16 protein-coding genes are annotated in these 14268 nt (G+C 62.0%); 15 read left to right on the top strand and 1 reads right to left on the bottom strand.

The genetic code is table 11. The features are described from left to right. Window positions 1-43: 43 nt before the first annotated feature. The 5 genes from D8779_RS04960 (at window position 44) to D8779_RS04980 (ending at window position 5186) form a co-directional block, all read left to right on the top strand. Window positions 44-1840, top strand: a complete 1797-nt coding sequence (locus D8779_RS04960) for an SLC13 family permease (protein ID WP_136663339.1) — start codon at window positions 44-46, stop codon at window positions 1838-1840. Between the two features lie 122 nt (window positions 1841-1962). Beyond that, window positions 1963-3243 (top strand): bifunctional O-acetylhomoserine aminocarboxypropyltransferase/cysteine synthase, encoded by a 1281-nt coding sequence (locus tag D8779_RS04965; protein WP_136663340.1) that lies wholly within the window; start codon window positions 1963-1965, stop codon window positions 3241-3243. 70 nt (window positions 3244-3313) lie between these two features. Next, window positions 3314-3748, top strand: coding sequence for a thioredoxin TrxC (gene trxC, locus D8779_RS04970; protein WP_136663341.1), 435 nt, complete (start codon window positions 3314-3316; stop codon window positions 3746-3748). 105 nt (window positions 3749-3853) lie between these two features. Beyond that, window positions 3854-4297 carry a YiiD C-terminal domain-containing protein gene (locus D8779_RS04975; RefSeq protein WP_136663342.1) on the top strand — a complete coding sequence of 148 codons (444 nt, stop codon included), beginning with the start codon at window positions 3854-3856 and terminating at the stop codon, window positions 4295-4297. 88 nt (window positions 4298-4385) lie between these two features. Continuing rightward, window positions 4386-5186 (top strand): universal stress protein, encoded by an 801-nt coding sequence (locus D8779_RS04980; RefSeq protein WP_136663343.1) that lies wholly within the window; start codon window positions 4386-4388, stop codon window positions 5184-5186. 108 nt (window positions 5187-5294) lie between these two features. Here the strand turns inward: D8779_RS04980 and D8779_RS04985 are convergent, their stop codons facing one another. Then, a complete protein-coding gene (locus D8779_RS04985; RefSeq protein WP_136663344.1) occupies window positions 5295-6068 on the bottom strand; it encodes a ParA family protein in 774 nt (257 codons plus the stop codon). A 228-nt stretch (window positions 6069-6296) separates the two neighbouring features. Between D8779_RS04985 and D8779_RS04990 the strand changes: the two genes are divergently transcribed. The 10 genes from D8779_RS04990 (at window position 6297) to D8779_RS05035 (ending at window position 14246) form a co-directional block, all read left to right on the top strand. After that, window positions 6297-7013 carry a beta-ketoacyl synthase chain length factor gene (locus tag D8779_RS04990; protein ID WP_136663345.1) on the top strand — a complete coding sequence of 239 codons (717 nt, stop codon included), beginning with the start codon at window positions 6297-6299 and terminating at the stop codon, window positions 7011-7013. Then, window positions 6986-7801, top strand: coding sequence for a lysophospholipid acyltransferase family protein (locus D8779_RS04995; RefSeq protein WP_167492526.1), 816 nt, complete (start codon window positions 6986-6988; stop codon window positions 7799-7801). Before D8779_RS04990 ends, D8779_RS04995 begins: the two co-directional genes overlap by 28 nt. Next, on the top strand, window positions 7776-8036 hold the full coding sequence (locus D8779_RS05000) for a phosphopantetheine-binding protein (RefSeq protein ID WP_090249897.1): 261 nt from the start codon (window positions 7776-7778) through the stop codon (window positions 8034-8036). Before D8779_RS04995 ends, D8779_RS05000 begins: the two co-directional genes overlap by 26 nt. Window positions 8037-8047: 11 nt before the next feature. Continuing rightward, window positions 8048-8308: an acyl carrier protein gene (locus tag D8779_RS05005; RefSeq protein ID WP_136663346.1), complete on the top strand. Its 261-nt coding sequence runs from the start codon at window positions 8048-8050 to the stop codon at window positions 8306-8308. Then, window positions 8308-8853 carry a COG4648 family protein gene (locus D8779_RS05010; protein WP_136663347.1) on the top strand — a complete coding sequence of 182 codons (546 nt, stop codon included), beginning with the start codon at window positions 8308-8310 and terminating at the stop codon, window positions 8851-8853. The genes D8779_RS05005 and D8779_RS05010 overlap by 1 nt, the downstream gene beginning before the upstream one ends. Continuing rightward, window positions 8850-10532, top strand: a complete 1683-nt coding sequence (locus D8779_RS05015) for an acyl-CoA synthetase family protein (protein WP_136663348.1) — start codon at window positions 8850-8852, stop codon at window positions 10530-10532. Before D8779_RS05010 ends, D8779_RS05015 begins: the two co-directional genes overlap by 4 nt. Before the next feature lie 107 nt (window positions 10533-10639). Further along, window positions 10640-11374, top strand: a complete 735-nt coding sequence (locus tag D8779_RS05020; RefSeq protein WP_136663349.1) for a glycosyltransferase family 2 protein — start codon at window positions 10640-10642, stop codon at window positions 11372-11374. Next, window positions 11371-12306, top strand: coding sequence for an LpxL/LpxP family acyltransferase (locus tag D8779_RS05025; protein WP_136663350.1), 936 nt, complete (start codon window positions 11371-11373; stop codon window positions 12304-12306). The genes D8779_RS05020 and D8779_RS05025 overlap by 4 nt, the downstream gene beginning before the upstream one ends. Then, window positions 12287-13828 carry an HAL/PAL/TAL family ammonia-lyase gene (locus D8779_RS05030; RefSeq protein WP_136663351.1) on the top strand — a complete coding sequence of 514 codons (1542 nt, stop codon included), beginning with the start codon at window positions 12287-12289 and terminating at the stop codon, window positions 13826-13828. Before D8779_RS05025 ends, D8779_RS05030 begins: the two co-directional genes overlap by 20 nt. Further along, a complete protein-coding gene (locus D8779_RS05035) occupies window positions 13821-14246 on the top strand; it encodes an acyl-CoA thioesterase (protein WP_136663352.1) in 426 nt (141 codons plus the stop codon). The genes D8779_RS05030 and D8779_RS05035 overlap by 8 nt, the downstream gene beginning before the upstream one ends. The last annotated feature ends 22 nt before the right edge of the window (window positions 14247-14268 follow it).

A 14268-nucleotide genomic window follows, 5' to 3' on the forward strand; every position in this document is an offset into this window, starting at 1 on the left:
CGCGCCCGATACCTCACACGAGATTCGCACGTTAAGGATGTCCATGTTCTGGGACTCGCTGCCCCTGCCTCTGCTCTTCGTAGCCGCCCTGCTGGTCTGGCTGCTCTACTCTTTTGTGCGCGAAAAGTGGAGCCCGGACATTGTTGCCGCTATCGCCGTGGCGGCGCTGTTGATCAGCCAATTGCTGACGCCTGCGGAAGTGCTCAGCGTATTGAGCAACTCAGCCCCGGTGACCATCGCCTGCATGTTCGTGTTATCCGCTGCACTTGAGCGCACCGGCTGCATCGACGCCCTCGGTAACTGGCTTGGCGATCTGGTCGGTACCAGCCCGATTCGCGTCCTTACCGGCCTGACGATTACCGCACTGGTGATCTCGGCCTTTTTGAATAACACCCCAGTGGTGGCCATCCTCACGCCGGTGGCCATCTCTCTAGCCCGCCGCGCCGGCACCCTGCCATCCAAGTTACTGATTCCACTGTCTTACGCCACCATCCTCGGCGGCACGCTGACCATGATCGGCACCTCGACCAACATCCTGGTTGACGGCGTGGCGCGTAAGGCCGGTTTAGAGCCCTTCGGCATGTTTGAAATCACCGGCGCCGGGCTGATATTGGCTGCCGCCGGCATGGCTTACCTGCTGACTATCGGCCGCCACTTATTGCCAGACCGCGAAACCCTGTCCAAGCAACTGCGCCCGGACCTGGCCCGAACGTTCATGACCGAACTGCTGGTGCCGCAAAATTCGCCGGTGATCGGCAAGACCCTGCACGAAGCCAACCTCAACGGTGGTAGCGGGCTAAAGGTGCTAAAAATCTTCCGCGACGAGCAGCAGCTCACCGAGCCCGATAACGACACCCAGCTGCTTGCTGGCGATCAGCTGGTGTTGCATGGGCAGGTCAAAGATGTGGTCGAACTGCGCGAAAGCGGCCATCTGATTTTTAACCGCAGCGACGCGTTTGAAACCATCAGCAGCCACGACGTGATCCTCGCCGAGGCCATCGTTGGGCGTAACTCGCGCTACAGCCACCGGCCGATGCGCGACCTCGACCTCACCGCGCGCTATGGCATCGCCGTACTCGCCGTGCACCGTCAGGATGAGAATATTCAAGGCAACCTCGATGACTTCGAGTTGCAGTTCGGTGATGTGATGCTGGTGGAAGGCACGCCGACGCAGATCAAACGCTTCGCTGATAACGGCGAACTGATCAGCCTCAACGCCGTGCAAGAACGCGCCTTTCGCCGCGACAAGGCACCGATTGCGATTATCGCCACACTGTCTGTGATGATCCTCGCCGCATTCGGCGTGATGCCCATCGAAGGCCTGGCGATCATCGGCGCGGTCACCGTGCTGGCCACACGCTGCCTGGACGTGGAAGACGCCTACAAAGCGGTGGACTGGAAGATTCTCAGCCTGATCTTCGGCATGCTGGCTATCAGCATCGCCATGGATAAGGTCGGCCTGGTCAAACTGCTGGTGGAAAACACCATGACCATGATGCCGTGGGCCGGTCCGTTGCTGATGTTGTCGTTCATCTACCTGTTCACCTCGGTCCTCACCGAGATGCTCTCGAACAATGCCGTGGCTGTGCTGGTCACCCCCATCGCCATTGGCGTCGCGCAACACCTGGGCGTTGATCCGCGCGCCTTTGTGGTGGCGGTCATGTTCGCGGCCAGCGCCAGCTTCGCCACGCCGATCGGTTACCAGACCAACACCTTTGTCTACAACGCCGGCGGTTATCGCTTCACCGACTTTATGAAGGTCGGCATCCCGCTAAATATTATTCTGTGGATCGTGGCCAGCTTTGTTATCCCGTGGTTCTGGCCTCTGGTGCCGGTATAAGGCATAGGCTCAATCACTGGTGTTGCAAACCAAGGCCCGGTTCATTGCTCAAGCGCATTGACCGGGCCTTGCTGCTTTAGCCATGCTGCGTGCCTTGCTATCTGCCCTGAAGGAACGCGCGAATGAAACTGGAAACCCTGGCCATCCACGCCGGTTATAGCCCTGACCCAACCACCAAGGCGGTGGCGGTACCGATCTACCAGACCAGCTCCTTTGCCTTCGACGACACCCAGCACGGGGCAGACCTGTTTGACCTCAAGGTCGCGGGCAACATCTATTCGCGGATCATGAACCCAACCAACGCCGTGCTCGAAGAGCGCGTAGCGGCGCTGGAAGGTGGCGTCGGCGCGCTGGCCGTGGCCTCCGGCATGGCGGCCATCACCTACGCGATTCAGACCGTGGCTGAAGTGGGCGACAATATCGTCTCGGTGGCCAAACTCTACGGTGGCACCTACAACCTGCTGGCCCACACCCTGCCGCGCTTCGGCATCCAGACCCGTTTCGCCGCCCATGACGACATCGCCGCCCTGGAAGCGTTGATCGACGACAGAACCAAGGCCGTTTTCTGCGAATCCATCGGCAACCCTGCCGGCAATATCGTTGACCTGCAAGCGCTGGCCGAGGCCGCGCACCGCCATGGCGTGCCGTTGATCGTCGATAACACCGTGGCCACGCCGATGCTCTGCCGGCCATTCGAGCACGGCGCGGATATCGTCGTGCACTCACTGACCAAATACATCGGCGGCCATGGCACCAGCATCGGCGGCATCGTCGTAGACTCCGGCAAATTCCCCTGGGCCGACAATAAAGAACGCTTTGCCCTGCTCAATACACCGGATCCGTCCTACCACGGCGTGACTTACACCGAAGCCTTCGGCCCTGCCGCTTTTATCGGCCGCTGCCGCGTGGTGCCGCTGCGCAACACTGGTGCGGCGCTGTCACCGTTCAACGCCTTCCTGATTCTGCAAGGTTTGGAAACCCTGGCGCTGCGCATGGAGCGCCATTGCGAGAACGCCCTCAAAGTAGCGCACTACCTGCACGATCATCCGCAGGTGGCCTGGGTCAAGTACGCGGGCCTGCCGGACCACCCCGAGCACGCCTTGGCGCAGAAGTATTGCGCGGGTAAGCCCGCTTCAATCCTCTCGTTCGGCATTGTCGGCGGGCAGGAGGCCGGTGCACGCTTTATCGATGCACTCCAGTTGGTGGTGCGCCTGGTGAATATCGGCGACGCCAAGTCACTGGCCTGCCACCCGGCCTCGACCACCCACCGTCAGCTCAATGATGAGGAGCTGGAGCGCGCCGGCGTGCCGCGTGACATGGTGCGCTTATCGATCGGCATCGAGCATTGTGACGACATTCTCGCCGACCTCAGCCAGGCGCTACAGGCGGCGCAAATTATCTAAGCGGGCACGGCGCACTTGATATCTGCGCCCGCGACTCCAGATAAGGACTATCCCGAATCTGGAGTCGCCCGTGCCCAATCCTCTGCTGATCCCCTGCCCCCAATGCAACGGCCTCAATCGCATTCCTGCTGAGCGCCTGAGCGATGCCCCACGCTGCGGCCGCTGCAAGGCTGAGGTGCTGCCCAGCACACCCTTCGAGCTGACCCAGGCCAGCTTCGACGCGCAGAACAAAGGCGATTTACCGCTGCTGATCGATGTATGGGCCAGCTGGTGCGGCCCGTGCCGCAGCTTTGCGCCGATTTACGAGCAAGCCGCCAAGCAATTACAGGGGCACTGCCGCCTAAGCAAGCTGGACAGCGAAGCCAATCCGCAGCTCTCCGCCGAAATGGGCATTCGCTCGATCCCCAGCCTGATCCTACTCAAGGGCGGGGTGGAAGTCGCCCGCCAGAGCGGCGCCTTACCCTTGCCGCAATTACTGGGATGGCTGCGTCAGCAGGGTATCTGACCGCTTGATTTGAGCGAATCGGTCAATCTCGCGGCGGCTTAGGGTCATTACCCCCGCACCCACCACGCTTTAGGCTGGTTCCATAACCACCCATGGAGCCCAACAATGCACATGCCTCTAGCGCTGGTGCGCCAGCTTACTGAAGAACAGATCGCCTTCGTTAAACGCAGCGGTCTCAAAGCCGAGGTGTTGGAAATAGGCCATGTGCGCTTGCTGATGCCGATCGCCGATAACCAGAACCATATCGGCAGCATGTATGCCGGCGCATTGTTCACCCTGGCAGAAATCCCCGGCGGTGCGCTGTTTCTCACCAGCTTCGACGCACAGCGCTTCTACCCCATCATTAAGGAAATGAACCTGCGCTTTCGCCGCCCGGCCACCGGTGATATTCGCGTCGAGGCGCGCCTTGGCGCTGAGCAAATTCAGCGCCTGCAAAAGCAGGCAACAGAAGAAGGCAAGGCCGAATACGTTTTAGAGTTGCAGCTGACCGATGACAGTGGTGAAGTAGTGGTCGAGAGTCGTGGCTTGTACCAATTACGTGCCCGCTGACGCCTGACCTTGCCCTAGGTCAAAAGTCCGGCTATGACTCGAGGTCACAATAAATGTGCCGACATGCATCGGCAGGAGAACGCCGCCCATGCCCCGTCATATTCTTATTGCCCACGACCTGCGCGACACCGCTGACATGGCATTGTGCCGCGCCGCGCAACTGGCCAAGCAGTTCAATGCAAAACTGACCATCCTGCATGTACTCGACCCGAGCAAAAGCAGCCAGGAGCATGAGCAGGCCAAGCAGGCCCTGGATCGCAGCTTGACCCAGTACGCCCCGCCCGGCAGCCAACTGCTGATACGCACAGGCATTAAACCTTCGGAAACGGTGCTGCAGCAGCTCAACGCACTGGGTTGCGATCTACTGGTACTTGGCGGCCATCATCAACGCCACGATTTTTTCTCCGGCACCAGCCTCGACCGCATCGCCCGAAACTGTCCGGTGCCGTTGCTGCTGGTGGCGCGCAATGACTTCCGTCCTTACGAACGCGCCCTGGCGGCTATCGACTTCTCGCTCTGTGCCTGCAGCGCCCTGGGCCAGGCCTATCGCCTGCTGCCAGAGAGCGCCGACCTGCATGCCTTGCATGTATTCGAGCCAAACAAGGGCACACCCAAGCAGGTTGAAGCGCAGCTGACCACGCAAAAAGCCCTGATTAGCCAGCTGCTTGAGGATGAAGCGCAGAATCTACCGGCAACGGGCCCAAGCCTGAGCCACTCGGTGCAGCAAGGCGGCATTCTGCGCTGCCTGCAAGCCCATCTGAAAAGCACCCAGACCGAACTGCTGGTACTCGGCAGTCACGGCCGTAGCGCGCTGTCGCAAGCATTGCTGGGTAGCTTGGCGCAGCACTTCCTGCACAAGGCGCCTTGCGACATTTACGTCGTCCGTTAGGAGCAGGCTTACGATCTGCTGCGCGTCGGCCCTGCTGCGTTGAAAGCAGGCTCGGAACCAGCGGACAAAAAAAGCTGCCTAGGCAGCTTTTTTGTTTTCAGCATCGATTCAGTCGGCACTATTCAGCAGGTCATGCAGCTCAACAAACTGCTGGGTCAGCTTGTGGCTGCGGTCCAGGTAGATCAGCGGCATGCAGGCCTGGTGCGATTCACGCATTTTCACTGAACTCATCAGGTTGACCGGCAACACCGGCAGCCCTTCTGCGATCAGCTCATCAAGCAGCTGCTGCGGCAAGGTGGCGCGCGGCTGGAACTGGTTGACCACGATGCCTTCGACTTCCAGGCCTTCGTTGTGGTCTTCCTTGAGCTCGTCGATCTCACGCAGCAGGCCGTACAGCGCCTGGCGCGAAAAACTGTCGCAGTCGAACGGGATCAGCACGCGGTCAGCGGCGATCAAGGCCGACACGGTGTAAAAGTTCAATGCCGGCGGGGTGTCCAGGTAGATGCGGTCGTAATCTTCGCCAAGGTCTTCGAGCAGTTTGCGCAGCTTGTTGATCTTGTGCTTTTGCTCAAGCTTGGGCTGCAGGTCGGCCAACTCGGCGGTGGCAGTGACCACGTGGAGGTTGTCGAACGGCGTTTCGTAGATATCCACACTGCCTTTTTTACCGAACGGCGTGGACGACAGCGTGCCCTTGAAGAATTCGGCGATACCCATGGGAATGTCCTCGCCGGTCAAGCCGGTGAGGTAATGGGTCGAGTTGGCCTGGGCGTCCAGGTCGATCAGTAGGGTGCGATAGCCCTGGGAAGCGCTGACCGCGGCCAGGTTGCAGGCAATGCTGGATTTACCCACCCCGCCCTTCTGATTGAAGATCACGCGCCGCATAAAACTCCCTCCTGAATCCCACATAAGCCCCGAAACGGGCTTGGATTCTATGCAAAGTACGTGACAAGGGCGAGATTTTCGGCAAATGGGTGGCCACCTCTGGTCAGAACGGCAGGCTGCGGATTTGCGCACGACCCGCGCGGTCTGGATAATGCCAGCACTTCGCCACTCCTGCTGCCAAGCCTACGCTGGTTGCGGCTGGCGGCAGCCGACACGGACGCCCACCGCGTGACATATTTCAGGATCGAACAATGGCGTGCCTGGGCCCCTGGCCTGGACAGCACGGCTGACTGGTGCGCCTGGCATCAGGCACCGGCGCGCCTGGTGGATGCGGGCGAACAGCCGGATGTCAGTGTGCTCCCGGCCATGCAACGCAGGCGTTTGAGCCGTCTGGCGCGGATGGCCTTCCACGTTGCCTGGCCGCTGGCCGAGGCGCACCCGCAATTGCCCATGGTGTTCGCCAGTCGCCACGGCGAAACCCCGCGCACCCTGACCATCCTCAATGACCTGGCCCATGACGAGCCGCTGTCGCCCACTCAATTCAGCCTCTCGGTGCATAACGCGATCATCGGCCTGTGGTCGATCCAGCGCGGTGATCACAGCGAAATGACCGCCCTGGCTGGCGCGCATGATGGTTTGGAAAACGCCGTACTGGAGGCCTGCGGCATGCTCCATGACGGCGCGCCTGCGGTGCTGCTGGTGATTGCCGAAGAAACCCCGCCCGAGCTTTACAGGCCTTTTATCGATGACGTGCCGTTTCCCTATGCTGTTGGCCTGCTGCTGACGCCCGGTGATGACTGGCAGCTGCAATTGAGACGCGCCAACGGCGCCCGCAGCGAATGGCCCCACGCCCTCAACCTGGTGCGCGCATTGTGCAGCAACCAGCCGACCCTGCAGCACCACTGGAAGAGCCGACAATGGACCTGGTCACGCAACAAGGCCTGAGCCGGTACAGCGCGCCCTATTGGTGGCGCCTGATTGCCACAGCCCTGAGCTTCAGCCTGTTCGGTATCGGCGGCGTGCTGCTGCGCGTGCTGATCTTCCCGCTGCTCGCTCTGCTGCCAGGCGATGCCCTGAGCCGGCGTACCCGCGCCCGCGCGGTGGTCAGCAAAACCTTCTATCTGTTCGTGCAGTTTATGTACCGCAGCGGCGTGCTGACCTACGAGGTCGAGGGGATCGAACGCCTCGGCCGCCCCGGCCAGATGGTGATTGCCAATCACCCCTCGCTGATCGACGTGGTGGTGCTGATCGCCTTTATTCGCAACGCCAATTGCGTGGTCAAACAAAGCCTGTGGGACAACCCGAGCATGCGCGGGCCACTGCGCGCAGCACACTACATCAGCAACAGCGGCAGCATGGACATGCTCGACGAGGCGGCCGGCGCCCTACAAGGCGGCCAAACCCTGGTGATTTTCCCCGAGGGCACGCGCACCACCCCCGGGCAAAACCCTGAGTTTCATCGCGGCGCCTCGGCTATTGCCCTGCGTGGTGCGCGCATCGTCACCCCAGTGGTGATCAGCGTCAGTCCCACCACCCTGACCAAGGCCGAGCCTTGGTACAGCATTCCGTCGCGCCGTTTTCACTTTCGTTTGCGCGTAGGCGAGGATATTGACCCTCAACAGTTCAATGCCATGGGGCCGCCGCCAATTGCCTCACGCAAACTCAACGATTTTCTGCATCAACACTTTATTAAGGAGCTCGCTAAAGATGAGCGATTTACAACTAGAGATTAAGAACCTGATCATCGATGCCCTGGGCCTTGAAGACATGGCAGCCGAAGACATTGCCGCCGACCTGACCCTGTTCGGCGAAGGCCTGGGCCTGGACTCGGTAGATGCCCTGGAGCTCGGTTTGGCCATCCAGAAACGCTTCGGCATCAAGATCGACGCCGAAGCCAAAGACACCCGCAAGCACTTTGCCAACGTAGCCAGCCTGGCGGCATTCGTGTCATCGCAACAGACCGCCTGAGGAAGCCACCGATGCAAACCCGTGAAGAGATTTTCATCACCCTGCGCGACGCTCTGGTTGAGCTGTTCGAACTGGATGCTGAGCGCGTTACGCCACAAGCCAACCTCTATCAGGACCTTGAGATCGATAGCATTGACGCCGTGGACCTGATCGACCATATCAAACGCCAAACCGGCAAAAAGCTCGCGGCCGAAGAGTTCAAGGCCGTGCGCACCGTCGGTGACGTGGTCGAGGCGGTGCTGCAGCTGGTCAACGCCCCAGCCAGCGAATAATGAGTCGCCTATTTGGCCTGCTCCTGCTGCTGGCCGGGCTGCTCTATCCGTTTGCCGTGTATTACGGCATGGAGCACCTCTCGCCACGCCTATTCGCTGTGGTGCTCGGCGGCCTATGGCTGGTGCGCGCGTTGAGCCAATGGGGCAAGCCGGGCAACCGCTGGATGACCGCCATGGCCCTGGGTTTCTGCCTGCTACTCGGTCTCGCGGGCGATCCCGCGTTGTTGCGCTGGTACCCGGTGTTGCTTAACGGCCTGCTGCTGGCACTGTTTGGCCTTAGCCTGAAATTCGGCCCGCCGCTGATCGAACGCCTGGCGCGCCTGACCGAGCCGCAGCTGCCGGACGTCGCCGTGCGCTACACGCGCCTGGTTACCGCCGTCTGGGCCGGGTTCTTCCTGGCCAACGGCCTGGTGGTGGTGGCGCTGAATTTTTGGGCCCCGCTGAGTTGGTGGACGCTGTATACCGGGCTGATTGCCTACGGGCTGATGGGCCTGCTGTTTGCCGGAGAGTGGCTGGTGCGCCAGCGTGTAAGGAGACATGAATGAACTGGCTGCCCCTTGAGCACCTGCTGCTCGAAGCCTACCCAGGTCGCGCAGTAACCGCGGATCTGAATCACGCCCAGCTGCGCCAGCATGCCCTGCAGCTGGCGGCTGAGCTGCAAAGCCGTGGCGTACAGCGCTTGGCGCTGTACCTCGACGATGCCGCTGAGCTGGCAATTGCCCTGCTGGCCGCCTGGCGTGCCGGGATTACCGTGCTGCTGCCCGCCGATGCCCAGCCACAGACCCGCCAGCGCATGAGTACGCAATGCGACCTGTGGCTGGACAGCTCAGGCGTCGCTACGTTTGATGGCCTGCTTAACGCCGACAGCGCTGCGCTGCCGCCGGCCCCGCTTGATCTCGACCAGTGCCGGCTGACCCTGTGCACCTCCGGTTCCAGCGGCGAAGCCAAGCTGATCGACAAATCCCTGCGCCAGCTAGCCAATGAAGTCACGGCCCTGGAACAACTGTGGGGCGAGCAACTGGGCAGCGCGACCATCCTTGGCAGCGTCGCCACCCAACATATCTATGGCTTGCTGTTTCGCGTGCTGTGGCCGCTGTGCGCCGGCCGCGCCTTTCTGCGCCGTGCCCAGCCGTTCCCCGAAGATTTGCAGCGCGAAAGCCTGGCAACCGGCACTGCTTTCGTCTGGGTGGCCAGCCCCGCGCTATTAAAAAGAATGGGCGATAACCTCAACTGGCCGGAGCTGCGTGCGGTGCGCCAGGTGTTTTCCTCTGGCGGCGCGCTGCCAGCTGAAACCGCTGCCGAACTGCACGGCCTACTTGGTCAATGGCCCACGGAAATCTACGGCAGTTCGGAAACCGGCGGCATTGCCTGGCGTCAGGGCGGCGAGCTATGGACGCCATTCGCCGATGTCGAGCTTGGGCAAAACGCCGAAGGTGCGCTGCACTTGACGTCGCCCTATCTGCCAGCCGGCCATCGCGAGCAAACCGCCGATGCGGTCGAGTTGCAGGCCGATGGTCGCTTCGCCCTGCGCGGCCGCCTGGACCGGATTATCAAACTGGAAGAAAAGCGTATCTCCCTGCCCATGCTCGAACAGGCGCTGAGCCGCCATGAATGGCTCAGTGATGCGCGCCTGGGCGTGGTGCAGGAAGGCCGCGCCTACCTTGGCGCGCTGGTGGCCTTGAGCCCGGCCGGCTTGCATGCGCTGCGCAACCAGGGCCGCAAGACCGTCACCGAAACCCTGCGCCGCCACCTGGCCGACCATTGCGAAGCCATCGCCCTGCCGCGTCGCTGGCGGCTGCTCGCGCAGCTGCCCTACAACAACCAGGGCAAGCTGGCGCAAGCATCGGTGGAAGCACTGCTGGCCGAACCGCGGCCGACCCAGGTGGAACCGCTGTCGGCAGTCGAGCAGGACGGTGAATGGTTGTTGGAGCTGGATGTACCGCTCGACCTCGCACATTTCACCGGCCACTTTCCGCAAACCCCGGTGTTGCCAGGCGTAGTCCAGGTTGACTGGGCGCAACAGCTGGCGCGCCAGCTGATTACGGATCTGCCGCCACGCTTCAGCGGTATGGAAGTGTTGAAATTTCAGCAACTGGTTCGCCCCGGTGACCGCCTGCAACTGACCCTGCGTTTCGACGCACAGCGCAACAAGCTGTACTTCACCTTCCGCAACGGCGAAGCCGCCTGCTCGTCCGGACGGATTCTGCTGGGGCCAGCTCAATGAAGTGCTTTGGTAGGTTGGCGTTGAGCGCAGCGATACCCAACAGAGTGGCGATGGGTATCGCGCGGCTCAGCCTGCGCGGCCCGATCCATCCTACGGGGCGGCGATAGATGCATAAGCCTTGCGCGGTGATCCCGGTCTACAACCACGAGCACGCGCTGCCCGTGGTGGTCGCGGCCCTGCACGCGGCCGGCCTGCCCTGTGTGCTGGTAGACGACGCTTCAAGCCCGGCTTGCGCGGCGGTGATGGATCAGTTGGCCACACAGCCCGACACCCACCTGCTGCGTCTGGCCGTCAATCAGGGTAAGGGCGGTGCGGTTATGGCCGGCCTGCGTGAAGCCGCGCACTTGGGTTTCAGCCATGCCTTACAGGTAGACGCCGACGGCCAGCATGACCTCAGTGACCTGCCGCGCTTTATCCAAGCCTCGCAAGTCGCACCCCAGGCGTTGATCTGTGGCTACCCGCAGTACGACGAGAGCGTGCCTAAGGGTCGCCTCTATGCCCGCTACCTGACCCACGTGTGGGTGTGGATCAACACCCTGTCGCTGAGCATCCGCGACTCCATGTGTGGCTTTCGCGTCTATCCACTGCCGGCCACCCTCGCCTTGATCGACTCGGTCAGCCTCGGCAAACGCATGGACTTCGACACCGAAGTCCTGGTACGCCTGGCCTGGCGCAACCAGCCCATGCAGTGGCTACCGACCAAGGTGCATTACCCGCTGGACGGCCTCTCGCACTTTCGTCTGTGGCACGACAATGCCCTGATCTCGAAGATGCACACCAAGCTGTTTTTCGGCATGTTGCTGCGCGCGCCGCAGATCCTCTGGCGCAGGTGGCGCAGATGAACCCGCAGCACTGGGCCGGGCAGCGCGAACGCGGCAGCTTTATCCTGATGAAGTTCACTGCCTGGTTGGCCCGTGTGCTTGGGCGCCGGCTGATCAGCCCGTTGCTGTACCTGATCGTGCTGTATTTCTACCTGTTCGGCGCCAAAGCGCGGCGCAGCATCCGTCAGTATCAACGCAACCTGGCCAACTGGAGCGGTCGCGCAGAGCTGCACCCCAGCCGCCTGTCCGTGCTGCGCCACTTTATGAGCTTCGCCGACGCCCTACTCGACAAGCTCGATGTATGGAATGGCAAGCTTGGCCTGGAGCAGGTCACCCTGGTCGACCCCAGCAATGCCTGCACCCAGCTGCACCAGCAAGGCCGTGGGCAGATGCTGGTGGCCGCGCACCTAGGCAATCTGGAAGTCTGCCGCGCCCTGGCCGAACTCGGCGAGCAGGTGACCATGAATGTGCTGGTGCACACCAAGCATGCTGAGCAGTTCAACCGCCTACTCGGCGAGGCCGGCTCCACCCACCTGCGCCTGATCCAAGTCAGCGAGCTGGATGCGGCGATCATGCTGCAATTGTCCGAACGCCTGGAACGCGGTGAGTGGCTGGCGATTGCCGGCGACCGTGTGCCACTCAAGGGCAGCCGCAAGGCCAATGTAGACTTTCTCGGAAAATCCGCCGCCTTCCCGCAAGGCCCGTGGTTGCTGGCTGGGCTACTGCAATGCCCGGTCAGCCTGATCCACTGCCTGAAAATCGACAACCGTTATCAAGTGATCATCGAACCCTTCGCCGAGCGCCTGCAATGGAAGCGTAGCGAACGTGATGAGGTGATCCGCCACTGGACCCAACGCTACGCCGACCAGCTGGCACAACGCTGCCTGGATGCGCCTCTGCAATGGTTCAATTTCTACCCGTTTTGGAATGAAGATGACGACACATCAGCCTGATCCCATCGTGTTTGGCGAACGCCCCTTGAGCATCGAGCAGGTTGTCGCCCTGGCCAGCCGCGGCGCCCCTTCTCAACTGCAAAGCGATGCCGCCTACCGCGAAAAAATCGCTAAAGGTGCGCGCTTCCTCGACAGCCTGCTGGACAAGGAGGGGGTGATCTACGGCGTCACCACCGGCTACGGCGACTCCTGCGTGGTGGCCGTACCACTGCATCAGGTCGAAGCGCTGCCGCGTCACCTTTACACCTTCCACGGCTGCGGCCTGGGTAAACTGCTGGATGAGCAAGCGACCCGCGCGGTCCTGGCGGCACGTTTGCAGTCGCTGTGTCAGGGCGTTTCCGGCGTGCGTGTGGAATTGCTCGAACGCCTGCAAGCCTTTATCGAATTTGATGTGCTGCCGTTGATCCCGGAAGAAGGCTCGGTCGGCGCCAGCGGCGACCTCACGCCGCTGTCCTACGTGGCCGCCACCCTCAGCGGTGAGCGCGAGGTGATGTTCAAAGGCGAACGCCGCAGCGCCGCCGACGTGCATGCCGCGCTTGGCTGGACGCCGCTGACCCTGCGCCCCAAAGAAGCCCTGGCGCTGATGAACGGCACCGCGGTGATGACCGCTTTGGCCTGCCAGGCTTATTCGCGCGCCGACTACCTGCTCAAGCTGGCCACGCGCATCACCGCACTCAATGTGGTGGCGCTGGAAGGCAACCCGGAACACTTCGACGAGCGCCTGTTCGCCGCTAAGCCGCATCCGGGGCAGATGCAAGTCGCCGCCTGGCTGCGTCAAGACCTGGCCATCGACGCACCGACCGCGCCGCTGCACCGCCTGCAAGACCGCTACTCGCTGCGCTGTGCACCGCACGTACTCGGCGTACTGGCCGACAGCCTGGGCCTGCTGCGCCAATTTATCGAGATCGAGCTGAACAGCGCCAACGACAACCCGCTGATCGACGCCGAGGCCGAGCGCGTGCTGCACGGCGGACACTTCTACGGCGGGCATATCGCCTTCGCCATGGACAGCCTGAAAAACCTGGTGGGCAACGTCGCCGACCTGCTCGACCGCCAGCTCGCCCTGCTGGTCGATACCCGCTACAACCATGGCCTACCGAGCAATCTGTCGGGTGCGCCGAGCGTCAGCGCCATGATCAACCACGGCTTCAAGGCTGTGCAGATCGGCACCAGCGCCTGGACCGCCGAGGCGCTGAAAAACACCATGCCGGCCAGCGTGTTCTCACGCTCCACCGAGTGCCACAACCAGGACAAAGTGAGCATGGGCACCATCGCCGCCCGCGACGCCCTACGCAGCCTGGAGCTGACCGAACAGGTCGCCGCCGCCACCCTGCTGGCCGCCAACCAGGGCGTGTGGCTACGCCAGCGCGACGGCAAAATCAACATCCCGGCGCCGGTCGCCGCCATGCGTGAACAGCTGGCCGTGGACTTCCACCCGGTGATCGAAGACCGCGCCCTGGAAGCCGAGCTACGCCTGTGTCTGGTGCGTATCCGCGACCAGCATTGGGGCCTTTATGCGTAGCAAGGGCGTATTGCAGACCGAAATCGAGCTGGTGGTGCCGTTCTTCGACGTCGACATGATGGACGTGGTCTGGCACGGCCATTACGTCAAATACTTCGAAGAGGCGCGCTGCGCCCTACTCGACAAACTCGGCCACAACTACCGACAAATGCGCGACGCCGGCTACGCCTGGCCGGTCATCGACCTGCAGGTGCGCTATATCCGTGGCGCGCAATTCGGCCAGCGCATCACCGTGCGCGCCGACCTGGTGGAGTGGGAAAACCGCCTGAAGATCAACTACCTGGTCAGCGACGCCGCTACAGGCGAGCGCATGACTCGCGGCAGCAGCGTGCAAGTAGCAGTGGAAATCGCCACCCGCGAGATGCAGTTTGTTTCACCCAAGGTGCTGACCGACGCCGTTGAAAAGGTGCTGGCGTGAACAATCTTTGGGCCGGATTAAG

Source organism: Pseudomonas leptonychotis, assembly GCF_004920405.1.
GTDB classification, from domain to species: domain Bacteria; phylum Pseudomonadota; class Gammaproteobacteria; order Pseudomonadales; family Pseudomonadaceae; genus Aquipseudomonas; species Aquipseudomonas leptonychotis.

Excerpts from the sequence above, each read along its gene's own strand:
- D8779_RS05020 (WP_136663349.1), top strand. The coding sequence starts at position 10,640 with ATGCATAAGCCTTGCGCGGTGATCCCGGTCTACAACCACGAGCACGCG.
- D8779_RS05010 (WP_136663347.1), top strand. The coding sequence starts at position 8,308 with ATGAGTCGCCTATTTGGCCTGCTCCTGCTGCTGGCCGGGCTGCTCTAT.
- D8779_RS04995 (WP_167492526.1), top strand. The coding sequence starts at position 6,986 with ATGGACCTGGTCACGCAACAAGGCCTGAGCCGGTACAGCGCGCCCTAT.
- D8779_RS04980 (WP_136663343.1), top strand. The coding sequence starts at position 4,386 with ATGCCCCGTCATATTCTTATTGCCCACGACCTGCGCGACACCGCTGAC.
- D8779_RS04960 (WP_136663339.1), top strand. The coding sequence starts at position 44 with ATGTTCTGGGACTCGCTGCCCCTGCCTCTGCTCTTCGTAGCCGCCCTG.
- D8779_RS04965 (WP_136663340.1), top strand. The coding sequence starts at position 1,963 with ATGAAACTGGAAACCCTGGCCATCCACGCCGGTTATAGCCCTGACCCA.
- D8779_RS05015 (WP_136663348.1), top strand. The coding sequence starts at position 8,850 with ATGAACTGGCTGCCCCTTGAGCACCTGCTGCTCGAAGCCTACCCAGGT.
- D8779_RS05030 (WP_136663351.1), top strand. The coding sequence starts at position 12,287 with ATGACGACACATCAGCCTGATCCCATCGTGTTTGGCGAACGCCCCTTG.
- D8779_RS05005 (WP_136663346.1), top strand. The coding sequence starts at position 8,048 with ATGCAAACCCGTGAAGAGATTTTCATCACCCTGCGCGACGCTCTGGTT.
- D8779_RS04985 (WP_136663344.1), bottom strand. The coding sequence starts at position 6,068 with ATGCGGCGCGTGATCTTCAATCAGAAGGGCGGGGTGGGTAAATCCAGC.
- D8779_RS05025 (WP_136663350.1), top strand. The coding sequence starts at position 11,371 with ATGAACCCGCAGCACTGGGCCGGGCAGCGCGAACGCGGCAGCTTTATC.
- D8779_RS05000 (WP_090249897.1), top strand. The coding sequence starts at position 7,776 with ATGAGCGATTTACAACTAGAGATTAAGAACCTGATCATCGATGCCCTG.
- D8779_RS05035 (WP_136663352.1), top strand. The coding sequence starts at position 13,821 with ATGCGTAGCAAGGGCGTATTGCAGACCGAAATCGAGCTGGTGGTGCCG.
- D8779_RS04975 (WP_136663342.1), top strand. The coding sequence starts at position 3,854 with ATGCACATGCCTCTAGCGCTGGTGCGCCAGCTTACTGAAGAACAGATC.